Origin of the sequence: Seonamhaeicola sp. S2-3 (assembly GCF_001971785.1) — a bacterium.
Taxonomy (GTDB): Bacteria; Bacteroidota; Bacteroidia; order Flavobacteriales; family Flavobacteriaceae; genus Seonamhaeicola.
In genome coordinates this window covers 2,139,842-2,157,123 of sequence record NZ_CP019389.1, presented here as the reverse complement: position 1 = coordinate 2,157,123, position 17,282 = coordinate 2,139,842, and the positions used below count along the sequence as shown (strand labels likewise).

Below are 17,282 nucleotides of genomic sequence, written 5' to 3'. Positions count from 1 at the left end.
ATTTAATTTTGTTTTCCCCATTGTTTATTGGGCTTATCACCTAATTCAAAATGCAAAACACCTCCTTTAGAAATAGTATTGAAATCTATAATACTAGAATTAACTATTTTGTTGTTCCATGTTACTTTTTGAATGTATATATTGTTTAAACCTTTTTTTGACGTGGTAATTTCTAAAGGTTTACTATTAGTTTTAATTGTTATTTTATTAAACTGTGGTGCCGTTAAAGCCACCTCTGTACTACCTGGAAATATAGGATACATGCCCATTGACGACCAAAGAAACCAAGACGACATGGTACCGGCATCATCATCCATTTCTTTAATAAAACCATCTGGTGTTGCCGTAAAAATCTTTTTTACAATTGGTGTTTTAAATTTTTCATGGGTGCCGTACCAATTGTTAGTTTTCTCGTTTAATAATTTATGAATTAAGGCTTGAGTTTTCCATGGTGAATTGGTGTAATTGTATAAATATGGTACTTGAATATCGGGCTGATTGCCTATATTAAACAACTCATTATTAAAAAAATAATCCAACTGCTTTTCAAATTCATCTTTTCCTCCCATCATCGTTTGAATGCCTTGAATATCAAAGGGAACAAACCACCTGTACTGCCACAAAGTCCCTTCGTATAAACCATCGCCATGCATGATATCAGAATTATCATCCATCACTAAGAATTTATCTTTCCAAAGTGTTTTATACTCAAAAGCTTTATTTTTATAAAACTGAGCATCCTCATCTTTACCAAGTATTTGTGCTATTTTAGAAAGCGCCCATAAATCATAGCTTGACTCTAATACATTATCAGGAGATTTAAAAGGCAAATGTTTTGCTTCTTCTTTCATTTCATTATATACATCGGCTAACGAATAAGGTAAAATTCCTTTTTGATGCGCATCTAATAAAACGGGAATAGTATGTTCTGTTCTTATAGTTAAAAAAGGCTCCGTTTTGGTTGCCCAATCGGGTTTACCTTGTTTATATAATGCTTTTAAAGACCATAACATGTCTTTATATTGGTTTGGATACAATAGAGAGAACAAGGGTAACTTGGTTCTAAAAGTATCCCAAACAGACCACCCATGATAATAGGGTGTATCTACTTTATATTTTTCGCCATTACTTCCTCTAATCATTCCGTTTTCATCATTTATAATGAAAGGCGATTGTGTGGTATGATATAGGTGTGTGTAAAATAATTCCTTTAAAGTATCATTTTCTGTTTCAACATCAATTGTGCTTAAAAAGTTGTTCCATGACTGGAAAGCTTGTGTTTTAACCTGAGAAAAACTTAACGTCTTTGTATTTTTAAGGTTATTAATAGCACTATTTTCATCAACAACCGATAAGGCGCAACGCAATAGGACATCTTGATTTTTGGCAGTTGAAAATTTAACTATTAGTTTAGAACCTTCTTTAGTTATTTCTGAAGTTTCCTTATTAAAAGCAATTGCAAAATAAAATGTATAAGCTCCCTTTTTGCAAACATTCACGCTTGTAATTTCTCCACTAACAACACCATTATTTATATTGAAGTTATCTGATATATGCCCTACATAAGAGCTTTCTAAATCTATTGTAAAACCAGATTTTTCTGACTTAGGAAATGTATATTGATGAAAGGCTACTTGTCTGGTTGCTGTAAGTTGGGTTTTTATACCATTGTTAAGGGTTACGGAATAATATCCAGCTTGGGCAACTTCATTTTCTTTTGAGTAGGTTACCGAATTTGGAATTGAATCTTTACCTGAAATAACAAAAGGCAACACTCTTAAATTACCGCCTACGCCTCTACACCCAACGCCCGAGAATCTCGTATTTGAAAACCCTATTATTTCATTGGCCGCATAATCATAACCAGAATGTGCCATTGGACTAGTGTCTGGAGCTGGTTTTACCATACCAAAAGGCACCGCTGCGGCTACATCTGTTTGTCCGTGATCATCTGCGGTACAAATAAATGGGTTAATGTAACTTGCCTTATTGGTAGCTACAAATTCAACAGGCTTTTTATGCTGCTTGTTACAACCAAGAAACAATAATGTTAAACTAAAAGATATAGTTAAAGAAAAAAACTTCCACATAAACAAGTAATTAAAAGCAAAGGCAGGAGACTATGCCGCCTGCCTTCTAAACTAAAACAACTAAACTAACTCAAAAAATGCTTTTGAATTAAACTAATACTTAGGGTTTTGCTCTAAACTTCCATCTGACAGTTCTATTTCCTGCGAAGGAATTGGTCGAACTGTATGTTTAGCTGGATCAAACGAACCATGATCTATAAAATGTGGATTGTACATGGCAACACGCTCCTGTAATTTACCTGTACGTTTTAAAACATTCCATCTATTAGACTCACCTGCTAACTCTAATGCACGCTCGTTTAAAATATCATCAATAGTTAAACTATTGTAGTAGTTTGCCACTCCGGTTGCACGTTCTCTTACTCTATTTATGTGAGGTAAGGCCGCAGTAACATTACTCGCCCCCAAATAAGCCTCTGCAGCAATTAAATGAGTTTCTGCAACACGAAATACAAAAACATCTCTGTACCCATTTCCATCTTGTGCGCGTTCATCAAATTTTGCAAAAATTGGAAAGTTTACATTATTTAAATTATTTGAATATTGGTATAACGCTCCTGGAACATCCTCAGCCACATCAAAACCATAATCTGATGGTTGGAATACCCAGTAACGGTTTAAACGATCTTTTAACTCTGCTTCTGGTAAAGTTGTTTTAGGATAGTATACTACAGTATCACCTACGGCAATATTTTCTACGCCGTTTTCAGAAGCGGGTGAATTTACAGTTGCGTATAACACTCTATGCAACGTTACATCATCTCTAGAATCATTATCTTCAAACAAACTATAGAAAAAATCAGTTGGCATAGCCGAAAAAGACTGTTCACCATAAGGGTTATTTGTTCGTGAAATTCCAGCGTAATTATGAGCAATATTCATAAATATGCCATTTTTATTATTACTTCTGTTATTTACACCTTCAGCACCGTATTGTATAGAAAATAGTATTTCTGGATTCAATTGATTATCAAAATCGAATACCTGAGCATACGTTTGGCTTCTTATATCATAACTTCCAATAGCTGCTTCTGCAAGTTGCGCTGCTGTTTCAAAATCTTGAGTTGTACCAAAATCTTTGTAACCTTTTGTTAAATAAACCTCAGCTAATAAATGTTGTGCTGCACGTTTAGAAAAACGACCAAATTCGGCTGGAGCAGTTTCTAAAACCGGTATGGCTTCCTCTAAATCTTTTATAATTTGTTTAAAAGTATCTTCTTCAGAAGAACGAGCGTAATCGTATCTGATTTCTGAAACCTCATCTAAATAAACCACAACTCCACCATATTGTTGCACTAAATTAAAATACGCTAAGGCTCTTAGTGCTTTGGCTTGCGCTATTCCTAAATCTCTTTGCCCAATTAATGCAGACTCCCATGAAATTTGATTTTCATATCTATTGATGGCGATATTCGCGGCACTTATTACCGAATAATTGCCATACCATGGTCCTGCTCCATCTCCAGATGCCATGTTGCTGTACTCATTTAGATTATTTATACTAAAAAGTTGACCATTTTGAGTAAATAGATCTGTACCTAAAAAAGCTTCGCTATAATACTTATAAGGCTGTCTTAATGCAGTATACACCGCATTTACCAATTCTATTGCATTATCTGAAGTATAATAGTTTTCAGCCGTTACTGCTGATTTGTTTTCTTCTTCAAGATAACTATCGCATGCTACTAGACTTACTAACAAGCCCATAGCCATAACTATATATTTAAACTTATTTTGAATTTTCATTTTATTTTTTTTTAGAATCTAACATTTATACCAAAAATTGCTGTTTGTACAGAATATGCCATTCCGTAAGAGTTCTGTAATCCTGTTTCTGGATCTGGCCCTTTATAATCAGTAAAAATGAATGGGTTTTTAATATTTAAAGATAATTTTAAAGAACTCAAATGAAGCTTATTAGCTAATGTTTCAGGAAACGAATAACCCATGCCTATATTTCCTACTTTTACAAAAGACATATCTTCAAAAAACCACTCATTGGCCTGCCCATTTGATAGTGCAGCTCCAGGTAAAGGGTATTTACCATTTTGATTATTTGGTGTCCAATAATCTAAATCTATTTTATTAAATTTTGCGTTATCAGGATTGTGAGTGGCAAAGTTTTGATAGAATTCAGAGTGTCCAAACACACCTTGCCTTGTATAAATCATTACATTAAAATCCCAATTTTTATACGTAAAATTATTGGTCATACCACCAATCCAATCTGGGGCATGATTACCAATAACCACTTTATCTTGCTCATTAATAAGGTTGTCGTTATTTTGGTCTTTAAATTTATACATACCAGGAACAGCATTATAAACAGCAGCCTCTGCAGCCTCATCCATTTGCCAAATACCTAGTTTTTCATAGGAATACATTGCATCTATAGGCTGCCCTACTTCTAGCACCCCATGCCTACCGTATGGTTGTTTTTCAATATCACCATCTAATGCCAATAACTCGTTTTCATTACGGGCATAATTTATACTTGTTTGCCATCTAAAATTACCCGTATCAATATTCACGGTTGTTAATGATAGTTCTATACCTTTGTTTCTTACTGAGCCAAAATTTCCCACAGTACCAGAGAAAGAGGTAAGCCCCATGAGGTTTCTATTTAAAATAGCATCTACCGTTTTCTTATTATAGTATTCTGCCTCAGCTCTAACACGTCCTTTAAAAAAACCTGCATTAACACCTACGTTAAATTCTTTTGAGCGTTCCCAAGTTAACTCGTCATTAATTAAATTACCTAAAGTATTACCTAAAGCATAGGTATCACCAAATTGATAATCTAATTGACGAAGTGTAGCTTGTGAAGCATAAGCTCCTACTGAATTATAATTACCAGATTCACCATAACTTACTCTAAACTTTAAATTAGAAATCCAGTTAATGTCTTTCATAAAGTTTTCTTCTGAAACTTTCCAAGCTAATGCCGCTGATGGGAAAAACGCCCATTTGTGCCCTTCTGCTAATTTTGAAGCGCCATCGTACCTTCCTGTAAAGGTTAATAAGTATTTATTATATAAACTATAATTTACTCTTGCTGCAAATGAAGAAACAGTTTCCTTTCTAAAACTTGTACCATAACTTCTTACATCGGCTCCTGCTTGAGTATTATAGAAACCGAACAAATCTGAACTTAAGTTTCGAGTTTGAATTCCTGATCCCTCAGAATCCTCGTAACTTATAGCAGCAATTAAAGTGGCGTTTAAACTATGGTTTTCATTAAATTCAAAATTAAAATCGGCAGTGTTGTCCCAGTTATAACTTCTAGTGAAACCCGCATTATAAACCGCACGAGTTCTGGATTGATCATTTCTAGATGATTTGGTTAGTAACCCTCTGTACTCACCACCACGACCTGAGGCAAAAGAAGGCGCAAAGTTGGTTTTAAGTTTTAACCATTTTACGGGTTGATACTCTAAAAATGCATTCGCAATAAAACTTGTATTTCTTTGGTTGGCAGTCCAAGATCCATCTACCTCGTAAAGCGGGTTTATGAATCTTACATCTTGTGCATCTGGCAACAATTTTATAGTTCCGTCTTCATTATAAGGTTCTACAGTAGGAGCTAACCTCATCGAACTTCTAAACAATTCTAAAGAACCCGCTTCTCTATCGGTAGTTGTAAAATACCCTTTTACTCCTAAAGTAAAATTATTTTTAAATTTTTTTGTTAATGACACCGATATATTAGAGCGTTCAAAATCCTCTATCCCCATTAATCCTTTATCACTCGTATACCCTAAAGTAGCATTGTAAACTAATCCATCTGCACCTCCAGAAATGCCTAACGTATGTGAGGTTTGCAATTGCATATCATGACGAAGTAATTTTCTCCAATTGGTGTAATTTCTGTTTGCTACATTAGCACGTTCGCTATCGCCAATAAATTCGTTGTCTGTATCAATTGTTAAATTATTGAAGTCTTCAACAGTAGCAGTACCATCTGTCCATTCTCCAACCCATTGCTCTCCTCTTAAAACATCGCTTACAAAAGCAACATACTCATCTCCATTAAACATATCTGGTTCATTTACCACATTGTTTACACCAAAAGTAGCATCATATGTTATTTGTGTTTTACCTTCAATACCAGATTTTGTAGTAACAATTACCACACCATTGGCACCACGCGAACCATAAATAGCCGTAGCCGAGGCATCTTTTAGCACATCAATCTTTTCAATATCTGCTGGATTAAGAAAACTAAGATCTCCAACAAAAATACCATCAACCACATATAATGGTCTTGATAAATCTAAGCCCAAATCGTCACTTACACCATCGTTTCCTACGTTAGCATTTCTAATTACGGTGTTTCCACGAATTTTAATAGACAATGGCGACCCTGGTTTTGAGTTTACACGCCTAACATCTACACCTGCTAACTGTCCTTGAACAGCTTCAGCTACATCGGTTTTTCGAGTCTCTGTAATAGCTTCAGAATCCAAAGAAACTACAGATCCAGTGGCATCACTTTTCTTAACAGTACCGTACCCCACAACCACAACTTCATCTAAACTTTGAGTATCTTCACTCAACTTAATACTATAGGTGCTAGACCCATCTAAATTCACTTCTTTAGTTGTAAAACCAACGTACGATACAGTAATCACACCATTAATATTTGATACACTAAGAGTGAAGTTGCCATCAAAATCTGTAACAACGCCATTATTTGTTCCCTTCTCTAGAACATTTGCTCCTGGAAGTGGCATACCTTGGTTATCTAGAACCACTCCCGAAATTTGATTTGATTGCGCCCATGAGGTTAAAGAAAAACCAAAGAGCAAAACCAACAATAGTAATTTTGTTTGTTTCATTATTTTAAAGTTTTAGTTAGTAAAATTTTGTTAAAACTACATTTTTAATATTCTAGTCTCCTAGAAAATCAATTCAAAAGCATGTAATTTTCACTACACAATACTTAAATTATATAACAGTAAGCAAAGACAATTACCTTCTGCGTTTTTTTTTAAACCTCTCTTCCTTAATTCTTTTATTTATCACCTAATTTTACATACAATTGAATAGATTTTACATGCTTAACTTCCATTTTACAGGTTAACTTTGGATTTACCACTAAAGCTATAAAAAATGGACATTAAAGAAAACTACAAAAACCCATTAAAAGATATTGATGATTGGGAAGAAAATCTTATTGAAAGATACCCCGCCCCTAACACTCCTAAAAAAGAAAAAGAAGCCTTTAGGAATTATGTTGATTCTGAACGCGCTGAAACTGTTCGGGAATTTTACAGATTAAATCATATCAACCAAACCTATGATTTTGTTTGTAAAAAGGAAGAGGAATTCTTAAAGTTTAACAAAAAAGAGATGTCTCTTTGGGAGGCCATAGATTTTTTAAACACACTAGTAGACGATAGCGACCCAGATATTGACTTGGACCAATTACAACACCTATTACAAACCTCTGAAGCTATTCGTGCTGATGAGCATCCAGACTGGTTTGTTCTTACGGGTTTTTTGCATGATGTTGGCAAAGTATTGTGCCTGTTTGGTGAACCGCAATGGGCCGTAGTTGGAGATACATTTCCTGTTGGTTGTAAATTTTCAGACAAAATAGTATATCCTGAATTTTTTACTGATAACCCAGACAATTCAAATCCAAAATATAACACAAAATATGGGGTCTATAGCCCAAACTGTGGGTTAAACCATGTTAAAATGAGTTGGGGACACGACGAATATCTATACCAAATAATGAAAGACTACCTTCCAGAACCCGCACTGTACATAATAAGATATCACTCATTTTACGCTCAGCATCGTGAAGAAGCCTATTCTCATTTAATGAACAGTAAGGACATTGAAATGTTTGAATGGGTTAAAAAATTTAACCCATACGATTTATATACAAAAGCTCCCGTAAAACCGGATGTTAAAGCTTTAAAACCTTATTATGAAAACTTAGTGAAAAAATACCTGCCAGAGACACTAAAGTTTTAAGACAACTCTTTTAAACAACCTTTTTTAACATGCTATATACGTACTTAGGCTTTTTTGGCTTTACTTTATTTGTTATTTTTTATACTTCCTACAAACTAAGAAAAGACAAATTTACAACTTCCCAAGGATACTTTTTAGCTGGAAAAAGCTTAACCGGACCTATCATTGCTGGTTCTATGATATTGACCAATATCTCTACCGAGCACTTAATAGGAATGAACGGAAGCTCATATAAAAATGGCATCATTATCATTGCTTGGGAGGTTACCTCGGCGATTGCCCTAGTTATAGCCGCAATATATTTTATCCCTAAGTTTATAAAAATGGGATTAACAACTATTCCTGAGTTTTTAGAAAGACGATTTGATAGTTCGATTAGGTCCATTGTGGCATTTTTATTAATGTCATCCTTCGTCATAACACTATTACCTATAGTGCTTTACTCTGGAGCCATAAACATTGAAAGTGTTTTTGATTTTTCAAAAATGTTTAACATCTCTAAAGAAGAATCTTTAATTTACACAGTTTTGATTATTGGAATTACGGGCTCTTTATATGCAATCTTTGGTGGATTAAAGGCCGTGGCCTATTCAGACTCTTTAAATGGTATAGGACTCATGTTAGGTGGTTTACTAATTCCTGCAATTGCATTATATCAAATAGGAAATGGAAACATGATGAACGGCTTGAGTACCGTTTATAATTTTGCGCCTGACAAATTTGACATTATAGGCAAACCAGATTCGGTACTTCCTTTTTCTGTACTATTTACAGGCTTAATGATAAATCAGTTATATTTCTGGGGTATGAATCAAGCTATCATCCAACGAGCCTTTGGTGCGAAAAACTTAATTGAAGCTCAAAAGGGACTTATTTTTACAGGTATATTAAAACTTTTTGTTCCTGCCATAATTGTGTTACCTGGCTTAATTTCATTCTATTATTTTAAAGATGAATATTACAGTTCCCCGATTTAATTTACCCCATGCTAGTAAAAAAAGTACTCCCCTCCTATTTATACGGCTTTTTCGCTGCTGTAATTCTGGGTGCCGTTTTAAGCACTTTTAACAGTGTTTTAAATTCTGCAAGCACTATATTCTGTTTAGATATCTACAAAAAATTAATTGACAAAAATGCCACAGACTCAAAGCTTGTAAAATATGGTAAAACATCATCATTTATATTGGCCATTATAGCCATTTCTGTAGCTCCTTTAGTGGCTTATGCTCCTGATGGTCTTTACCAGTTATTGCAGCAATTAAACGGCATATTTTTTATACCTATTTCTTCAATAATTATTGCAGGTATATTCTTTAAACAAATAAACACCAATGGCGCCAAGGCTGGATTGTTTTTTGGGTTTACGTTTTATATTCTTACCACCTTTATTTTAAATATAGATATTCATTTTGTGCATTTATGGGGTATTGAGTTTGTTTTAAACTTTATAATCATGTTTTTAGTTTCTAGATATTCAGTTGACGTGCAAACATTTTCCTACAATAAAGTAAATATTTCTAATGAAAAGCATTGGGCTAATGTTAATTTAATGGGCATAATACTAATACTAATGACTATATCATTTTATATTTTTCTTTCGTGATAAAAAATAGTGTTTTTCATTTTTTTTATATCATTTATCATACCGATTTTTGTTTTAAGCAACAAAATCCTTTTACAACTCAATAAGAATCTAGCCTAATTTGGATAAGAATAATTTAAAAAACCTACTACTCATCTAAATTAATGGTCTGGCATACTTTCCCCAAAATAACATTAAATAAATTCATTTTCAATTGATTGCACAATTTTGATTTACCCTAACACCTCCTGCTATCAATTTATTTCTTAATCTTATATTACCTCGAAGTATCAGAAAATCTTTTGATTTTCTATCCTTGAGTCAACTATTCAACAAAAAACTTATTCAAATTAAAAAATTTTCTACCTCATTGAATCGCTCCCTCAATATTTTCATGTCGTCACTTACTTTGCGTTCGATTACTTTTCCTTAAATTTGGTTAGTTGATATTCTAGAGTGACGTAGTAATTTTGAAACCGTTTCAATTGGTACTCCTTTAATCAATATTACCTTTGCTGCAAATGTATGTCTGGTGATACGAAATGCAAGGTTCTTTTTAACATCAAAAAAATTGGTAATTTCCTTTAGATAGATATTAAGCTTTTGATTTGATATTTTTAGAAAGAGTGTTTTTAGCTGGGTTCTTATGTTTTTACTTGTCTTTCTAAGCTTTGATTATCTTTAGCAATTTTGGTAGTATAGGAATCGTAATTACCTTGGTGGTTTTCTCTCGATTATATCCTTCCATCAATTATCTTTCCGTTAGGTTTATCACATCTATATATTTCGATGGTTGTCTTTTCAAACTGATTTCTGCACGTTTCCCATCAACAGTAACCCGCGCATAAATGGAAGCTAAATTGCTTTTTTCTTGGCAAGATTTAACCAAAAATGAATACTCAATTGTTTTTGAAAATCAAATCGAAGCGAAAGTCAAATTCTAAATCGTTACCAATATAGTGAAAAATTTCGGGACCAGATAGGTAACCGAATAGGTAACTTTTGTTTTGATTTTAAAGCCAACTATATGAAATCAACAAAAATTAAAATCACTGAAAATCATATAGTTAGCTTTTTATTGATGTCCGTTGACACCCTTTTTGTCGGGATGACAGTACTACAAATTACCGAACAGCACGATTTTAATAAAAACAAGAAAACATAACATATTTCAATATTTAAAAGACTTTACGAACATTAATTTTATTAAAATATTTTAACCTATTTGTTTTTGTTCGTTTTTATGGCGCATTTATGGCGCATTTTTCGTATATTCGATATAGCTTAAATATTCAATTGTGTTTATCTTATCTTTTTCATATCGTTCAAAAAAGAACGTGGCATATTTACGTTTACGTTTTCGACATGGTTCGACTTCAATCGAAGTCCCCACAAAAATAGAAACGCCAAAATCATTTTGGGATGAGTATAAAAAAGGCATTAACTTCAGGGATGTTCTCAAATCTAATTTAAAAAAGGATATTGATGAACATACTAAAGAGTTAAAAACATACGTACTCAACGAGATTGAAAAGATAGACCCTTCTACAATTGACAAAGATTGGTTAAAGAAAACTGTAAACGATTACTATAACCCTCCCAAACCTGAAGACTTTGAGGTTATCCCCCATAATTTAATTGCTTATTGGGATTACTACTTAAAACAACGTGGTAGTGAATTAAAAGAAAAAATACACTCATATCAAAAGTGGATAACCGTAAGGAATAAAGTTCAGATATTCCAAGACATAACAGGAAAACAATTTGAAATAAAGGATGTTAACGAGAATTTCTTAAAAGGATTTATAGAATGGTGTAAAAATCAAGGGTATTCAAATTATACTATCGAAAAAGAGTTTGCCTACGTTAAAATGGTTTGCACTCACGCACGAAGCAAAAACATTGAAGTAAGCCCAGAACTGGACAATCTTAAAGCAAGGTTAAAAAAACCACCTACAGCAAAAATATATTTAACATTCGATGATCTCGAGGAAATTAAAGGTGTTAAGGATCTGCCTGAGCATTTAGAAAATGCAAAAGACTGGCTAATCATTAGCTGCTATACAGGACAAAGAGTTTCTGATTTTATGCGTTTTACTAAGCAAATGATACGGAAACACAAAGGAAAATACTTTTTAGATGTAAAACAAGTGAAAACAGGTAAAGCGGTTACAATCCCTCTGCTACCGGATGTTATTGAAATATTAGATAAACGAAATGGAGAATTTCCCCGTAGCATTTCAGCCCAGAAGTACAACAATTACATTAAAAAAGTTTGCCTTAAAGCCGAGTTAAAAGAAAAGTTTAGAGGTAAGATAAGAGAATGCATTGCAGAAGATAAAACGAAAGCCACAAAGAACGATTTTAGAGGTATAGAGGGTGAATATGAAAAACACCTACTTGTTAGTAGCCACATAGGACGTAGAAGTTTTGCTACTAACTTTTACGGTAAAATACCCACGACCTATCTAAAGAACATAACAGGACACGGAACAGAGGCTATGCTGTTAGCTTACATAGGAAAAACAAGTAAAGACACGGCGTTTGAAGCCTACGATTTATTATTAAATGCTAAAAAATAACACAATGGAGATATTTCTTAATTGGAAGAACTACAATCTAAACATGCTCCCTGAAGATATTAAGAAAGAATACAATGAAAAAATAATCCCGAGCTTTGGCTTTGACAAGGAAGCACATTTTTTAAAATCATTTTTCAAAATTCTTAAAGAAAAGTTATTTAACCAACCGCTACTTTTTAAAACAGAAAGCTATAATTATTTTCAAGGAGATAACCTAAATCATTCAGAACACAGTAAAGCTTACTACAGCCAAATAGAAAGGTACATTCAAGGTTATAAAGAAGGTTTAAAATTAAGGTCTTCCCTAAATTGTGAAAAGCTGTTTCGCCAACTAAAAATAGATTTTAATAATTTAGATTATTCAGAGTATTTTAAATATAATGGTGATAATAGTTTAATAGTGCTAGTTGATGAAAATACCCCGCAAGAATTTTATTCCTTTCCAATAGATTTATACGAATACGGAAAGAAAACAGGTTATTTTATTAACTGTTGGGAACTTTTACTAAAAGAATATTATCCAATAATTCATTCTGACTCATTTAACAAATCAAATCTAAAAAAGACTAAAAAATATAAACACTTACTTAATATCGGTATAGCCCTTGCAAAAGGAGAGCTTGATAAATACTTAGTAATTTCAAAAACTCAAACTATAATAGGTAATACCAAATCGTTTAACCACATCTCTGTAGAAACTGGCTTGGATGAACAATACTTAAAATGTACAATTAAAGACTATAATGAAGGAGTAAACAAAACAAAAAACCTTCGTCATAATACAGAAATCATTGATGATGTATTAAAGCGTTTACAAAATGAAAATTGTAAGCCTAGTCTTTGGTTCTTAAACCATTTCAATAAAACTTAGTACTACTTTAGTACAGTACTAGTTTTTTGTACTACTCTATTCTATTCATTTTTGTCTTTGAATTTATAAAGACAATACGAAATGCAAAATCCTTTTGAAACATTACAACAAGAAATTAAAGTACTAGGCGAAAAAATAGACGCTCTTTCAACACAACCCAATGTTAACAAATCAGCATCAAATACAGACCCATTAGCTGACTTCATTCCAAAAACCGAGGTGAGGGGAAAACTTGCGTCAAGTAGCACCTTATGGAAGTATGAAAAGGAAGGCATAATTGATTTGTTCTCCATTGGAGGGAAACGATTTTATAAAAAATCACAATTGATAAATGCGTTTACCAAACTAAAAAAATAAGGCTATGGAAGCAGCAACTAACCAAAGCCTTAATAAGTCTTTTAGAACGAGACAAGGGCAAGATACAAATAAACACACTCAATTAAAAACCATCTTTAAGTATTTACACGATCACATTGCCACAAACTCTATGGTCGCCAAAGCAACAGGTGTACCTCAAAAAAACATTTGCCGCTATAAAAGGATATTACAAAAAATGGGAGTGCTAGTAGAAGTTAAAAAGGCATATTGTCAAGCAACAAATCATTTAGCTTGGTATCTATCAACAAATCCAAAGTATCACCAACAATCTAACCAGTTAAGCTTGTTTTAATTATGGAAAATACTAGATACAAAAAGCCTGAAGCAGTCAAGAAACTTGAAAAATTGGCTCAAAAAGTAAATGTAGAACACCATCCTAACTTTCCTTACCCACCTAAAATAAAATACAGGGACGACACAGCAAATGGACTTACAAAATGCATCGTAGACTTTTTAAATCTGAAAGAGCATCAAGCAGAGCGGATCAATAATACAGGTAGGATTAAAGATAACCGAAAAAATTCCATTGATGTACTTGGCAGGGTGAGAACAGTTGGCAGCATTAAATGGATTAAAGGAACAGGAAACAACGGCACAGCCGATATTTCAGCTACAATTAAAGGTTATTCGGTAAAAATAGAAGTAAAGATTGGTAAAGACCGACAAAGTGAAGCACAGCAAGCCTATGAAGCTCAGATAAAGAAAGCTGGAGGGTTTTACTTTATTGCCCGAAATTTTACTGACTTTATTAATTGGTATAACCTAAAATTTGAAGTCAATGAGTAAAATCAGGTACATAAATTTTCCTATACAACTTTTAAAAGGGTTTCTTATTGACGATACTAAGTGTTTGTATAATATAATGTGTTATGGCTGTTATACGCATAGTTTAAAACATGATTTAGCCCCCCCTTATCAAGCTTTTAAAATTGCTAATAAATACTTTAAGATTCCATTTATTTTAGATAAATCCAGTTTTGAAAATGGGGAAGAACTTTACAACAGTATTCCAATCAAAAGCCCCAAAGTTGGAATATCTATAGAAATGCTCCTAGATTTCTATAATAATTATAAGGAAGAATTTGATAAAGTATGCTTTCTTGGATTTCTTGCATTAAAAAGTATTGTCCAGAACAAAACATATTGTAAAGTCACAAATAACTATTGGATTAGTAGAATGGACGGACAAGAAAAAGTTCATAACGAGGTTATCGGTTTATCAGATGCTATTTCAAAATATAATAATGAATATCAACTAGGCAAGATTAAAAAGGAACTAATCCTGAATTGGCATTTAACACATTACAGCAGATACACTAGAGGCTTTTATGTTTCTTTTAAGTTAGACCTTGATAGTTTAGTATACGAGGCAGAAAAGAGGCGTAAATCAACCAGAGAAAAGCAACTAAGGTTTGAAACACAAAACGCTATTAACAAAGCTTTAAACAAAATTGAAAACCGCTAGCGTATCTTTTTCTTTTTTGGCGAAATTTTTTTCTTTTTTTGTCGTCGTCGACTTTATTATAGTATCTAAGCGCCGGCAAGCGCGTTTAAAGTAGCTTTCTATAATATCTTCTTATAGTAGCTTCCTATAGTATCTTTCTATAGGTCGTGTAGTTTTGAAAAAAAGTTTGAAAGTAAAATGAAACTAAAAAATAAATCCAGAAAACCCTTTTTTATAGGTCGTGTTATGGTCGTGTATGTTTTTTTTAATTTACTACTCAGTCTTCTAAGAAAAAATCACAAAACGTAAAATAATTAACAATCCGTAACATTTAGTTTTAAAGCCCTCATTTACTAAAAAAGATAAAATAAACTAAATTAGCAATGAATCATCCCTTTTATGAAAACCAAGAACAACAAAACTCCACAACAGAAACCCTTAACAAGAGGGGAAATACTTGCATTAATTGCTCTGAAGCAATACAAAGAATCAAAGAATCAACAGGCTAAATTTGATGAATAAGGACAATTTAAATTCAAAAATGACACGGTTGGAACGACTAAGGCTTCTGGCTTTTAAAAACGTCCAAGAGAAGCGAAATCAAACACCCCTGAAAATGTCAGAGAACGAGAGAGCGAGACTTCAAGCGTTCAAGAACGTTCGGGAGTCCAATCCGAACAACCAACTGAACCACGAAAAGGGAAAAGCGAGCGCATGGTTTCTTTTAGGTATGGCTTTATTTGCTGTATTTTGGTTTTGCTTAATATTTTTTACTGTTTTGAAATTGCATTCATGGTTATATGAATTATTAGGTTTTAAAACTCAGTAACCTTATTTATATTTAATTCATTGATAAAAGTTTTAAAATGTTATTACTTGTAGCAGATGAAATACAACTATGAAATAAGTTTTAAAAGATAAAACGAATAATCGAAGTAGCGCCTATTTCGTTTTTTATAAGCTGACTACACAAAAGAGACCACCCCCTACATAAAAATAGAAACATAATAAAAACATAATAATATAAGTTCTGAACTTTGCCACTTATGTATTTTACTAATGGTTCCAGAGATTTATTGTACTAATAAAGCAGCTCATAATTTATAGTGTGAATAAAAAAATTCTATGTGTGTTACTCTATGGGAGGGTATAGATTATACTAGAAGCTCCAGGAAAAAGGAAAAACGATAAATTATAAGGGTATGGGGTATTTGTTGAAAATTGAGTTGAAACTTTTTAGGTTTTTTAAACTGCTACCTTACTCCGATTTACTCATTACAAATTCTCATCTACATATCTTGTTGAAAATTCTTTGTACTTGTAGCCGTTGTTGAGGTTTGAAAGGAAAATGTAATTCTAAAATCCGAATAGTGATTAAAAATATTTCGATAGATCTAATTCACCAATGGAAACATATTTACCTTCTTTGAATATAAATAATTCTTTTGAATCTTTTCCATTATCTTTTGTTGTGTTAAATAAATCTCGGATATCTACGTCTAACTCTTTAGCAATATCCATTAACAATTCAAATCTGGGTTGTTGTTCTCCTTTGATAATTCTTGAAAGGCTGGTTTCAGTAATACCAATTTTACCAACTAAATCCTTTCCAGTCACACCTTTTTCCTTCAATAGCTCTTTTATTCTTAATACGTTCATATTATTAATAATATTTAGCATAACAAAGATACATAATTTACGCTATACGTAAATATTATTAATAATAATTTACAATGAATGTTGTATTAATTGTATTATTACGTATATTTGAAATGTTTTAATATACGTTTTATGTAAATTATTTATTAATTCTAATTATAATACAATGAAAGTTAGTACTGAACAAAACAAACAATTTTACAATTTACTAGATGAATTTTTCAACTTTGCCTCATTGGGTTACCACCTAGCCAATCAAAACGAGCTACTTAATGCATTTCTAGCGGCTTCATTTGACCCAGACTCAGGTTTCCCCTCAGACAATGTGCAAGAGGTTATTTACCTATCAACATTTCAAAGCGAATTTATTATAAAACTAAAAGAGCTTTGGGAATCTTATAAAACCACTAATAAAATAGATATGTAGATAAATTCATATCATTTTTAATAGAATTATTCATTTGGGTGTAAAGAAATTTACGCCCTTTTTTTATTACCGATAATCTTCGGTATTATAAAAAATATTATTTAATGACAATTATTATTTTCCTACATTTTGCACCTTTATTAAAAGTGTACAATTTTATGGCAAAACAAAACAACAAAACAGGCTTTTTTGTGGAGTCACCGAAAATTTAAAAAGTGATAATAATATTTGTATTTTAGCGTAACTTCAACGGCTATAGAAGCC

14 protein-coding genes are annotated in these 17,282 nt (G+C 32.5%); 10 read left to right on the top strand and 4 right to left on the bottom strand.

From position 1 onward, the window contains the following. Nucleotides 1-2: 2 nt before the first annotated feature. The 3 genes from BWZ22_RS09795 to BWZ22_RS09785 form a co-directional block, all read right to left on the bottom strand. Nucleotides 3-2,090 carry a GH92 family glycosyl hydrolase gene (locus BWZ22_RS09795; protein ID WP_083692262.1) on the bottom strand — a complete coding sequence of 696 codons (2,088 nt, stop codon included), beginning with the start codon at nt 2,088-2,090 and terminating at the stop codon, nt 3-5. Nucleotides 2,091-2,183: 93 nt separating this feature from the next. Beyond that, a complete protein-coding gene (locus BWZ22_RS09790) occupies nt 2,184-3,836 on the bottom strand; it encodes a RagB/SusD family nutrient uptake outer membrane protein (protein ID WP_076699685.1) in 1,653 nt (550 codons plus the stop codon). An 11-nt stretch (nt 3,837-3,847) separates the two neighbouring features. Continuing rightward, on the bottom strand, nt 3,848-6,928 hold the full coding sequence (locus tag BWZ22_RS09785) for a TonB-dependent receptor (RefSeq protein WP_076699684.1): 3,081 nt from the start codon (nt 6,926-6,928) through the stop codon (nt 3,848-3,850). Between the two features lie 274 nt (nt 6,929-7,202). Here BWZ22_RS09785 and BWZ22_RS09780 point away from each other — a divergent pair, with 274 nt between their 5' ends. The 9 genes from BWZ22_RS09780 (at nt 7,203) to BWZ22_RS09745 (ending at nt 14,953) form a co-directional block, all read left to right on the top strand. After that, on the top strand, nt 7,203-8,075 hold the full coding sequence (locus BWZ22_RS09780) for an inositol oxygenase family protein (protein WP_076699682.1): 873 nt from the start codon (nt 7,203-7,205) through the stop codon (nt 8,073-8,075). 29 nt (nt 8,076-8,104) lie between these two features. Continuing rightward, complete coding sequence (locus BWZ22_RS16960; protein ID WP_254712341.1) at nt 8,105-9,052, top strand: solute:sodium symporter family transporter; 948 nt, start codon at nt 8,105-8,107, stop codon at nt 9,050-9,052. Nucleotides 9,053-9,060: 8 nt separating this feature from the next. Next, nucleotides 9,061-9,678 (top strand): hypothetical protein, encoded by a 618-nt coding sequence (locus BWZ22_RS16955; RefSeq protein WP_254712340.1) that lies wholly within the window; start codon nt 9,061-9,063, stop codon nt 9,676-9,678. A 1,277-nt stretch (nt 9,679-10,955) separates the two neighbouring features. Then, entirely contained in the window at nt 10,956-12,239 is a 1,284-nt protein-coding gene (locus BWZ22_RS09770; protein ID WP_083692260.1) for a phage integrase SAM-like domain-containing protein, read from the top strand. Between the two features lie 4 nt (nt 12,240-12,243). Further along, a complete protein-coding gene (locus BWZ22_RS09765) occupies nt 12,244-13,110 on the top strand; it encodes a hypothetical protein (RefSeq protein WP_157607942.1) in 867 nt (288 codons plus the stop codon). Between the two features lie 81 nt (nt 13,111-13,191). Further along, complete coding sequence (locus BWZ22_RS09760; protein WP_076699677.1) at nt 13,192-13,467, top strand: hypothetical protein; 276 nt, start codon at nt 13,192-13,194, stop codon at nt 13,465-13,467. 4 nt (nt 13,468-13,471) lie between these two features. Continuing rightward, nucleotides 13,472-13,780 (top strand): hypothetical protein, encoded by a 309-nt coding sequence (locus BWZ22_RS09755; RefSeq protein ID WP_076699676.1) that lies wholly within the window; start codon nt 13,472-13,474, stop codon nt 13,778-13,780. A gap of 2 nt (nt 13,781-13,782) precedes the next feature. After that, the gene (locus tag BWZ22_RS09750) at nt 13,783-14,274 is read left to right on the top strand and encodes a hypothetical protein (protein WP_076699674.1); all 492 of its coding nucleotides are present in this window, start codon (nt 13,783-13,785) and stop codon (nt 14,272-14,274) included. Continuing rightward, nucleotides 14,267-14,953, top strand: a complete 687-nt coding sequence (locus BWZ22_RS09745) for a hypothetical protein (RefSeq protein ID WP_076699673.1) — start codon at nt 14,267-14,269, stop codon at nt 14,951-14,953. The genes BWZ22_RS09750 and BWZ22_RS09745 overlap by 8 nt, the downstream gene beginning before the upstream one ends. 1,353 nt (nt 14,954-16,306) lie before the next feature. Here the strand turns inward: BWZ22_RS09745 and BWZ22_RS09735 are convergent. Next, the gene (locus BWZ22_RS09735) at nt 16,307-16,591 is read right to left on the bottom strand and encodes a helix-turn-helix domain-containing protein (protein ID WP_076699670.1); all 285 of its coding nucleotides are present in this window, start codon (nt 16,589-16,591) and stop codon (nt 16,307-16,309) included. A gap of 166 nt (nt 16,592-16,757) precedes the next feature. Here BWZ22_RS09735 and BWZ22_RS09730 point away from each other — a divergent pair, with 166 nt between their 5' ends. Then, nucleotides 16,758-17,018 carry a hypothetical protein gene (locus tag BWZ22_RS09730; protein WP_076699668.1) on the top strand — a complete coding sequence of 87 codons (261 nt, stop codon included), beginning with the start codon at nt 16,758-16,760 and terminating at the stop codon, nt 17,016-17,018. Nucleotides 17,019-17,282 lie beyond the last annotated feature (264 nt).